The sequence below is a fragment of the Caballeronia telluris genome (assembly GCF_001544495.1).
GTDB lineage: Bacteria > Pseudomonadota > Gammaproteobacteria > Burkholderiales > Burkholderiaceae > Caballeronia > Caballeronia telluris.
The window spans coordinates 1-8859 of record NZ_FCNZ02000071.1 but is presented as its reverse complement, the minus strand read 5'-3'; the positions used below and the strand labels follow the sequence as shown (position 1 = coordinate 8859).

Here is an 8859-nt window from a genome sequence, read left to right as displayed (position 1 = left end):
TAACCCGCAAAGCTGGTCCAACGGGTGGGTCAGAATTCAATGCAAATCGTGGGTCAGGATTCCGTGCAAATCAACAGAGTAACAATCGGGACACCGCGTCAATCGCCGATTCATTCTTCTCGTGCTCCATCGCGAGCTCCTGGTAGCCGTAACGTTTTGCGTCGGCTTCCATCGTCCCAACAATGTCGTTGAGCGTATCGCCCAACAAATCGTCGTACGCCAACATCCTCGCCTTATTTCCCGAGCGTATGGCACTCATCATCGGGCTCAACGAAGCCATCTTCTCCTCGTAGACTTCCCTCATAACCTCTGCAGACAGTTTTTCCTCCCCGGAGCAAATCGCTTGATACTGCGACATCTGGAACAGCGGTATTGCAACGCCCGGCAATCCCTGGGACAATTCAAGCATGTATTTCCGTAAACTATCCGACAGAGGCGCTGCTTTTGCTAGCCATTGATACTTCTGAAGCTGATTGCAGAACCGCTTCCAGTCATCCACGTTTCTCACGCCGTCCCAGCTCATGACGCCTTGGCTGCTGATACGACGAGCAGAGCGAAGCGTCTTCCGGAAAAGCTGGGCCGCCTTTGGGGTACCGCTGACAATCACGGGTATTCCAACCACGTTGGTGAGATTGACAAAGAAGTCGAAGAGCGGGTCATTCTTTGAGACCGCATGCAAAGCATGCTGCATCTCGTCAATTACAATTAGACCAGTGTGATGCCGCTTGGAAATTCGGTGGAGCTTGTTCGCGTAGTCAGCCAAGGTCGCCCTCGACCCTACCTCCGCCTCATAGTCTGTTCCCAGCAAGTCATCGAACTGCAGAATCAGAACCTTGAGTGTGTCCTTCAAGCTCGCCCCCTTCGGACAATCGACCTTGACCCAAACAACCTGATTGATGCCAAATTTCTCATGATGGATGACCTTCGGCATTAGGCGCAAAGCAGACTCCAGCGCCGTACTTTTGCCACCTCCCGAAAGCCCGAAGATACCCGCACAGTAAGCGTGTGAACGCTGATGACGGTATATCGGTATGAGCTCGCCGGCTTGATTTGCCCGGTATCGGTCTTCGATGCCTCCAGAGTCGATTCGAACGTCCCTGTCAACATAGTGCTGGCGTACGATAACCTGAACTGTGCTCACGACGTCGAGATGCGCTGGAAGTGCCATCACAAACCGCGATAACCGCCCGACTGCATGCAGGCGATACTCTTCAGAGTTCTCCCGCTCATGCGCTGAGAAAGCAATCGGGACGTCCAGCGCCTTCAAAATTGTCGCCTTATCCCAGATGGGTCCCAATGCAGAGATAAGCGGATTTTCCCGATACTCAGGCAGCAGGTCGTTGCCCTTGTAATACTGCGCCTCGACAGCCTCGACGCACTGCATTACGGGCTCAGGCACCTTCGTTTGCTTGCCAGACAGCAACTTTGAGATAGCTTCTTTGACCTTCATGACGTACTCCTAATTGTTAAGTTCCAAGAGCAACGCTCTAGTGCGCATTTCGCGACGCTCTTTGGAGGTCATGCGGTTGGCTACGCCCGAAGGTGTAGCAGTGCCTACTACCGATTGCTCATACGCATCTCCTTCATCGTCATACGTCTCCTGTTCGACCGCGCCGGCCGCAGTGACTTGTTGCTCGAGGCTGTTGACGAACTTTTTAAACGACACACCGGGTTTAGCATTGCGTTTAGCCTTCCCACCTCCCCTTGAATCCCGTGCCACTGACGAACGCGGGTCTGCAGAACGTTCAACATTGCGCATTTCGTCCATCTCGTTGATGTCAGGATGCGACATGCCTGCTTCTTTCAGCGCCTTCTTTGTCTTCGAGTCTGCGTCCTTCGCGATTTTTGATACGTTGTAGTAGGTCATCGCGCGCTCAGCTTCGTTGGCTTCGAAAGCCAATCCTCGATTCGTCAAGTCAAGGTCTTTCCCGATTCTCTGCTCCTGATGCGTCACTCCGATTAGCTTTTTCTCTTCACGCTCGGAAACTGGGCAACTGATGGGTTCACCAAATCCATGAAGCAAGATACTGCTGTTGTCGGTTGATTCGAAACTGATTTCCACTTTCGTTTCAATCTTTCCCGCACGGAACATCGATTGACGCTCTAAAAGGTCAAACGTGGGGCATGTATAGTGCAAGTCGTTGTACAGTATTCCCTCTTTATCAATCTGAGCAATCGTTTTCGGCATGACCTTTGCGCGGAATTCATCGACTGGCACGCGTCTCCCTCCACAACCATTTACCTCTGTCCCGTGATTCCAAAGATTTAGCGGTGTGGGAGCGTTTCCCCGTTGAATCATCTCCGCAGGCGTGGGGTATCCACGAATCACGCAATTGTTGTAATGCAGCAGTGCGAAGCAGATAATTCGACGAAGCTCATTTATGGTCAACGCAGCGTCACACGCTGGATGTTTGACTCCACGGTCGAACGAATCTTTTTCAACGACCCCCGGAACCAACGGATTCCAGATTGCAGGAACGATTCCAAATCTCCGCTCCATCACGCTGCGTAGGTCGGGGCGGTAGGCCGGCGCGTTCTGCACCTCCATTCGACAGTATTCAAACAACGGATGTGCCTTATGAACGCTACTCACCTCCCCTTGGTCTGAATAGAGGACCTCACAGAGACGACTAGCAGGCCATTGCGCTTCTTGAATGTCTATGTCTAAAGCCTTACAAAACGCGACCTTTGGACTAATTGCATTGATGAGTGCCATCATCGCCCCATCCCAACACGGCGGGTCAAAGGTAAGGTGAAAACCGACCGCCATTCCTGAGTAGTCGTCAATCACTAGATATAGGGTGGGACGCCCTATCACTTTCATTCTTAGCATCTGCCCAACAAGGTAGATGTCGACGATGGTAGCGTCGATATGGAACTTCTCCCCGGGGCCACGTGAGGTTCGCAGGGTACCGGTTAGTGGTCGGTCATGAAGTAAATATCTTCTACGACCGCCTTTGCGGATGCGGCGCTGCTCATACGTATAGTTTTGGGCGATGTAATGCTGAAGCTGTCGCTGAGTCAATACGATGTTGGAATCTAACTCAAGGTCAACCATCTCTCCTTGTTCGTTAAAGATTGTCCGTTTTTTCAGGAATGCCTCACGCACCCACGACAGTGCATTCTCCAACGTTTTTTGACAACGTTTTCCCTTCTTATACGCAAAACAGAAGTAATGGTCGGCAGCCAGCGCAAGGAGTCTATTGACAAATTGATTCCTGGGCGACGCGCCATTTTTTCTTCGCCAAGGGGCTTTCCCGGGACGACGCTCCCACTCGCGTTGCTTTCCACGACCTCCGCAGAGGTGATAGTCATCTGCGACAGCATCGGCGTTCAGTCCTCGCTGAAAAAATCGACGGAGTGTTCGATAAACTGTATCTTCAGAGACCTTTGCTATTGCACAGTACCGTAGAATTCGCTTTCGGCGTGTCACCTTATGGAGAAGTTCTTCGAACTCGTCTCCATAGATGGAGGGCTCGGCGAAACTTCCCTCGGCGTCTCTTTCCTTCTCAAACCCCAGTAGTCCTTTTATGAGAAGCCACCCGTTCGACAGCGTAGGATTCTCCAAGATTTTACGATAGCGCGGCGAGCGTCGCGACAGCACAAACGGCGGTGCCTTCCTTCTCGCGGCTGGGTTGATGGGCGACTTATCAAGCTTTTGAAGAGCGTCATTCCCATCGTAATCCGACGACAGACGAAGCCGAAGGTCATCCGTCCTCGTCTTCCTCGGCATTGCCTTGTGAAAGCGAACAGCCTTGTCATGTTCAATATCGATTAGGTTAGTCCATCTATTGTTCGACCCTGTTTTCAAGACGACAAAAATCTTCTCTCCGGAGCGCTCCTTCAACAAGTCGCCTACGGCAAGTTCTGGTAGAGGTTGGGCCTTCATTGGCATGATTGCCTCCAACTTACGTAAGGGACGGGACGACTACGCCAACACCTTGGGCGTCCAAACGTCGCCTGCCCGCAATTGAACGGGGTCGCTGGCGTTTAAGTCGAATGCCAAAGCTTTGCGACCTGCAAGTTGCCGGAACGCCTGAACCCCAGAACCAGATGGAAGCTGGAACGTGGAGTCGACATATCTACAAGCGTCGACAACTCGCATTTCTTTTTGTTTTCTAAGGATACGGAGAAGCTCCTTTTGTGCTGTCAGTTCTGAGGCCGATAGTTGGCGTCCCACGGTGTCGTTATGGGCGCGGAAAATCCAGGTCAAATTCTTTGAGCGGTTCGAATGCATCCCGTCAAACGCCACGGGCTTATAGACTGCACCCTCGTCTTCCCACGTCTTTCGCTCAATTAGCTGTCTTCGTGTCAGGGTTAATTCGCCTGGCCGTACCGACTTGACGGAGACAGCCTCCCGCCCGCGCGTCTTGCCGCGGACGGTTGTCAGCAGTAAGGACGTGCTCAGCACTGCGGGTTCGGTTCGGCCGGCGTATGTCGGGTAGTCAATGTTGATAGCTAGTGCAGCACGACGAGCTTCGTTCCTGTCGAGAGCGTATTGGTCAAAAATTGTCTCTACGTCGTCTCGCCACCATGCCTCGAGAAATGCCGCATGCTCCGCTTCGGACATCAGGTGCAGTTCGCCTGCAGCGGCCTTCTCGCACACAAGCCGGGTCTTGATACCCGAACCCGGCATATCCCGCGTATGGAGCCAGCGCCGATATACGCCATCTTTCTTTGCTTTTTCCTGCTCCTTGAGCTTTCGATGAAGAGTTCCTTTCTTCATCGCTAGTGTTCTGGTAGTCATGGAGACTCTCCAATTCAGGCGAATAAAGCGTTATTTACGGTGCCCTATATAATTCGGATTCCTACGTTTCGCTTTGATTGGCGCGCCTTAACTTCTTTGAGATGTACGGTTGCATAGCTACATCGGACGAAGTTGTTCCGCTGCTCAACTAACGAGGCAATACCGAGACGCAGACGGAGCAGATGCCGATTTTGTCTGGCCATGAGTGCAGCGCTGCGTCGTTACCCCGATGCCGTCGCGCCAGATTTCCCTACGCTCACGATGGCCCGGCGGCATTGAGCAATCTAGTGAAGCCGCTTCTCACGCAGAAGCCGACTAACTGCAAAAGAGTTCTCATAGGCGTGAGCATAGCTTTCGCGCTCACGCATGGCAGACGCGAGCTTGGAAACTCTGGCGGGCGGCATGTCCCAAAGTGATGCCACCGATTCAAGCGTCAGCGTGAGGCCCAAAACACGCAAATAAAATCCGAGCAATGGCCAATTGCAGCGTCGGGAGTCGACGGTGCATATCACCGCGACATCGGCGTCTATCAAGTTATGGACCTGAAAAGCGAAGCACCACGGCGAGCCCAAATATTGCTCGACACCGTCGATTCCCAAAACAGTCCGCGGCGAGCCGTGAGAGGTAGGATTCACGGTTGCTATGAGTGTGGCACTGTGAAGTCGGATGCTCACAACGCCATCTATGCAATCGATTCGGAGTTTCGCCCCGCCCCCCGCAGCGGCCTCGTTCATCCGCTTCACCAGAACCGCTTGTCGAGTGGCTGTTCTTGCGCCATCGATAAAGAGGACTAGTTTGGGGTCGGGATTCCCGGCTGCGACGGGCGCGCCCGGAGGAGGCAATGATTTGTATTTTTGCTCTTCCAGCATCATCCCGTCCTCGTTTGACGCGACAGCCGTTACGGATTTTTCTCGACTGCGCAACCCCGTTGGCTTGAACGCAACCCCACGGCCGGGCCCTGTTTCTGGCTCCGTACGGCTATGGAAGTCCGCGCCGATGTCGACGTACACATTCTGAATGCGCTGCTGCTTCTTAACGTTCGTAAAACGAATGGACGAGTTCATACCAGCCTCCAAAAACGGCTTGACGAGAGGCTCGCCCAGGCAGACTATAGAGACACGGTTTCCGCGGTCTGCTGGTCGGGCCGAGAAATAGCGGGCTCCCGGTCTGGACACCGGGGGCCTGTTTCATTTGCAACGGGCACTTACTACGCTCTCTGGTTCATCGCTCACTCCTCTTCGCAATCACCTGACCTCCCAGGCAACGCTGACAACCCAAGAGGCAATATCATCAAACTGCCCGGCTGAGTTTGTGTGGTTCTTTCGCGCATTTCAAGCACAGATGATTTGCAATCGCGGAATAAAATGGCCGCCTGACATTCTTCTGGGCGCTTTCTTGTTGCAGCCAGCTAAGCCATCGATTCGCTGGCCGCTTTATCATCGCGGTGCTAATGCAACATGGATTACATGTGTTACTTCCGGGTGCTTACGTGCTTTGACCTTGGTATAACCAAGACGCTTCCGTGGGGAAGTGCATGTTCAAACCCTCTGTGTCCCATGCTCGTATACCGCGTTTCGGGCCTCTCCTCTGTGAACAAAGCGTACAACGATTCCCGGAAAGTTAATTGCATAGTGCAGGTTTGACATCCGCACATTTCATGATAGAGAGGTACACATTTGCTAGGTGAGTAGGACGGCGAAGGCATCAATCCGCGGTACGACTTTGCATGCTCGCCGCGTCGCCTATTTACGGTGAACGTGCAAGCGATGGTTCACGGCTAGGCTGGTAGGCGAGTTTTAGCTTTCCTCGCTATACGACCAAACCTTGTAGAAAAACTACGTCGGCAACATCCATCGTTGCTGCAGCGCAATGCCGAAATTCGGCTTTTTGATTGCAGAAGCTTGTCAGACGACCGCTCGAAGGCCCTCAACAGTAGGCTCGTTCCAGACGTTAAGCGTTCCCCGTAGAACATATTTCCGGTTGCCTCCTGCATCGGAAGCGGTGTGCACCTTGTTCTTGCAGTGTTACTTGTTCAGTTTTGGTGCGTGAGCCTAAGGCACTCGTTGGACCGCTAGCAACCCTCCCGTGACCAAGCAAGGTTACGTTTGGCACCTCGAAAAGCGCTCGCTTGCTCGAACGGGTCTGCACATGCTACGTGCGAGAAGAAGCAGTTTGCGATAACGGGTCTTATCGCACATACCGCTTGAGCGTCCTAAACTGTTCTTATGAAAACCGCCCCTGTCTCCGCCCGCCAGCCCGCCCGACCCGGGAACGGACGGTCTGTAGAATCGCCCGCTCCCCTGACCGTCATGCTGCCCGACCTCGCGTCGCTCGCGGCACTGCGCGCGTGGCACGAAGGTCTTACAGCCCGCGAAGCCGTCACGCATTACCTCGGCCACGCCCGTGACGACGGTCAGTCTTCGCGTGGCGTCATCGCCCGCATACGCCGGCACCTCGCGGCTTGCGCCCGCGCACGCCAGCGCTACGACCTACTTCCGGTTTTTGCCATTAACGCCGCCAGCCGGACGCATTACACCGCCCAAGTCGTCGGTGCCATCGACGCTCTGCGCGCCACGGCAATCCCGGCGCCACAGCCCGCAGACGCAGTGGACCAGTGGCTCTACCCACACACGGCACGCGCACTCGAGGCCACCGGGATACGGTCCCTTGCCGACCTTACGGTTTTCATACTGCACCGGCGCCGTTGGTGGCAGCCGATACCGGGTCTGGGCAAGACCGGTGCGCGAGCGGTCTTGACGTGGCTCGATACGCACCCGGAACTGATGCAGCGTGCCGCTGAGGTGATTGAGCACAGTAAACGCGATGGGCAGTCGCTCCCTGTCTCGTCCTTGGCTTCGCTGCCCACAAACCTTGACGGCTCGCAGGGCCGTTATCGTGCCCCTCTCGAAACCTGCGGTCTTGCAGCCAAGACGGATGTCGAAGCGGTCACCGCGTGGCTCGAGATGCATGAATCGGCACATACTGCGCGCGCCTACCGGCGTGAAGCCGAACGCCTACTGCTCTGGGCGGTGGTCGAACGGCGCCAACCGCTTTCGTCGCTGACCATGGAGGATGCGATTGCGTTCCGCGCCTTTCTACGACGGCCAGCGCCTGCAGCGCGGTGGGTCGGCCCACACTGCTCGCGTTCTTCTCCGGCATGGCGTCCCTTCGAACGGGCACTCACACCGCGCTCCGCCGGCTACGCACTGACGGTACTGCGCGCGCTATTTGCTTGGCTCGTCGACCAGCATTATGTCGTTATCAATCCGTTTTCCGGCGTCACCGTCCGCGGAGCTCGCCCGCGCGCACCCTTCGATACTGCGCGTGCTCTCGATGACCGCGAGTGGAAGACCGTCAGAGCATTTGCCAGCAGGCTTGAGCGGCACGGCTGGACCGCATCTGCAGCACAACGCCTGCGTTTCGTGCTTGATTTTGGTTATGCGACGGGCCTGCGGGCAAGCGAACTTGTGGATGCGAAACTGGGCGACGTCGAGCGGGACCATCGTGGCGCCTGGTGGCTCGAGGTGACGGGAAAAGGGACGAAAATGGGGCGTGTCGCGCTGCCGCCGCTTGCGAGGCAAGCGTTACGTCGGTACCTGAAGGAACGGCGCCTGCCAGTGGTCCGCTCCCGCTGGTTAGCGTCGACACCATTGGTCGCCGTACTTGACAGGCACGAAGCCGCAGGCCAGCAACGTACGTCGAATGCGTCGGGTCAGCGAAGCATTAGTGCGGCACGGCTTAGACAGATGGTGGGTGATTTTTTCCAGGATGCTGCAAAGCATGTGGAAGCGCGTAATCCGGGGCTCGCCGCAAGACTGCTGCAAGTAAGTCCCCACTGGCTGCGACATACTCACGCCACGCATGCGCTCAAAGCTGGCGTCGAGCTTGTTACTGTGCGCGACAATCTTCGGCACGCTTCGATTGCGACGACCTCGACCTACCTGCACGAAAACGACCGACGCCGTGCGCATCAAGTCGGTGCCGCATTCGGACGTACTCCCTCGCCGTAGTAGCGTTGAACGTGGCACCTTAACCTGGACGGCCTCAAAAGCGAGGTGCAACACGTGTCTCGTATAAGGTGTTGCAATGCCCGACAAAACTACTTCGTACCA

The 8859-nt window shown here is 55.2% G+C and carries 5 protein-coding genes; 1 reads left to right on the top strand and 4 read right to left on the bottom strand.

Annotated features, from left to right (window positions below; genetic code table 11):
* Nucleotides 1–70: 70 nt before the first annotated feature.
* The 4 genes from AWB66_RS31595 to AWB66_RS31580 all read right to left on the bottom strand — a co-directional run bounded on the left by AWB66_RS31595 (nucleotide 71) and on the right by AWB66_RS31580 (nucleotide 5811).
* The gene (locus AWB66_RS31595; RefSeq protein ID WP_125469867.1) at nucleotides 71–1450 is read right to left on the bottom strand and encodes an ATP-binding protein; all 1380 of its coding nucleotides are present in this window, start codon (nucleotides 1448–1450) and stop codon (nucleotides 71–73) included.
* A 9-nt stretch (nucleotides 1451–1459) separates the two neighbouring features.
* Nucleotides 1460–3895: a DDE-type integrase/transposase/recombinase gene (locus tag AWB66_RS31590; RefSeq protein WP_087633928.1), complete on the bottom strand. Its 2436-nt coding sequence runs from the start codon at nucleotides 3893–3895 to the stop codon at nucleotides 1460–1462.
* Between the two features lie 33 nt (nucleotides 3896–3928).
* Complete coding sequence (locus tag AWB66_RS31585) at nucleotides 3929–4747, bottom strand: TnsA endonuclease C-terminal domain-containing protein (RefSeq protein ID WP_087633927.1); 819 nt, start codon at nucleotides 4745–4747, stop codon at nucleotides 3929–3931.
* Between the two features lie 284 nt (nucleotides 4748–5031).
* Nucleotides 5032–5811: a hypothetical protein gene (locus tag AWB66_RS31580; protein ID WP_087633926.1), complete on the bottom strand. Its 780-nt coding sequence runs from the start codon at nucleotides 5809–5811 to the stop codon at nucleotides 5032–5034.
* A 1245-nt stretch (nucleotides 5812–7056) separates the two neighbouring features.
* Between AWB66_RS31580 and AWB66_RS31575 the strand changes: the two genes are divergently transcribed.
* On the top strand, nucleotides 7057–8757 hold the full coding sequence (locus AWB66_RS31575; protein ID WP_235021342.1) for a phage integrase family protein: 1701 nt from the start codon (nucleotides 7057–7059) through the stop codon (nucleotides 8755–8757).
* The last annotated feature ends 102 nt before the right edge of the window (nucleotides 8758–8859 follow it).

Coding starts and splice junctions, on each gene's coding strand:
- AWB66_RS31590 (WP_087633928.1), bottom strand. CDS start 3,895: ATGCCAATGAAGGCCCAACCTCTACCAGAACTTGCCGTAGGCGACTTG.
- AWB66_RS31595 (WP_125469867.1), bottom strand. CDS start 1,450: ATGAAGGTCAAAGAAGCTATCTCAAAGTTGCTGTCTGGCAAGCAAACG.
- AWB66_RS31580 (WP_087633926.1), bottom strand. CDS start 5,811: ATGAACTCGTCCATTCGTTTTACGAACGTTAAGAAGCAGCAGCGCATT.
- AWB66_RS31575 (WP_235021342.1), top strand. CDS start 7,057: ATGCTGCCCGACCTCGCGTCGCTCGCGGCACTGCGCGCGTGGCACGAA.
- AWB66_RS31585 (WP_087633927.1), bottom strand. CDS start 4,747: ATGACTACCAGAACACTAGCGATGAAGAAAGGAACTCTTCATCGAAAG.